The organism is Pseudomonas sp. 05N434 (assembly GCF_056396965.1).
This window is the reverse complement of the sequence record NZ_JBFTMK010000926.1, coordinates 1-1,063: the sequence shown is the minus strand read 5'-3', so window position 1 is coordinate 1,063 and position 1,063 is coordinate 1. Positions and strand designations below refer to the sequence as shown.

The 1,063-nt window shown below is 55.5% G+C and carries 2 pseudogenes; both read right to left on the bottom strand.

The features are described 5' to 3' along the window. Window positions 1-267 (bottom strand): annotated as a pseudogene (locus AC1DLB_RS30785) (hypothetical protein); the annotation flags it as partial. A gap of 38 nt (window positions 268-305) precedes the next feature. Beyond that, window positions 306-1,063, bottom strand: a pseudogene (locus AC1DLB_RS30780) (hypothetical protein); the annotation flags it as partial.

Sequence of the window (1,063 nt, the reverse complement as noted above, 5' to 3'; positions counted from 1 at the left end):
ACGTTGCTCATGCAGCGCCGGTATATCTGCCGCCGCCCGGAAGCGAACAGGCAACAAAATGCTGAAAACACCCTCCTCGCAGTACTCGGGGTGATCTCCGCAATACCCGCCCTGAGGGGTCGTATTGATAAAGGTGTTTTGCATCGGCTTCGCCGGATCGGGACGAAATACCGCGGTCATTTCAACGGTGCTGGCGACCGCGGTCTGCATGAACGCAGCCGCCAATCCCAAGCCGCTCAGCTGGATGATTTTCCTGAGTATTTCCATGATTGCTGCACTCCTTTTCACTGCATTGGCGCAAGACACTAGACTTCTGAATCCCATATAACCGTCACGCGTCCCGAATACCGTCGTTGTTGCCCGGGGCGAATCATTTCTGCCACTTCACTGGCGGGTATTTCGAAATGCAGGATTCCCGGTTTGCGATCCACATAAATCCCTGGCATGAACAACTGCGTGCCACTGCCGTCCAGGCGCAATGGCCGACGATTGACAGGTTGGCCGCCCGCGTCCGTCAAGCCATGGGGCAAACTGACGCCGACGTTCAATGGCACAAAGTCGCCGGACAACGGCTCATTCAGCGAGCAGGTATTGCCCAGGACGTGCTGGCACTGCAACTGCATCTTGAAACGTGAACTGGCGGAAATGTTGAAGGTCTGGTCGCGGAACAGCCGCGTCGGTTTGCGCCCTTGCGTCAGCCAGGATTGCCAGCCACCCTGCGGGACCAGTTCAACACGGGTTCCACCAGGAGGCACCTCGATCTTGAGGGTGTGCTGTACGTCCAGGGCGAAGTTCAACGTCAATGAAGGACTGCTGGGCCGCATGATGTCGCCCAAGTCGAAATCGCCGTGGGGGCCGATCGTGTAGGTCAAGTTACCTAGATATTTTCCCGAGGACATGCCCAAAGGGTTAGGGGTCACCAATTCATACGCAAAATCGACATATTCGTAACGCATCCACGGCACGTCGAATTTCGCCTGTTTCTGGCATGAAACTTCAGAAGGTGTTTTCCAGAAAAAACGATACCTTTGTGGCGCAAAAAAACCCACGCCACTGTATAGGC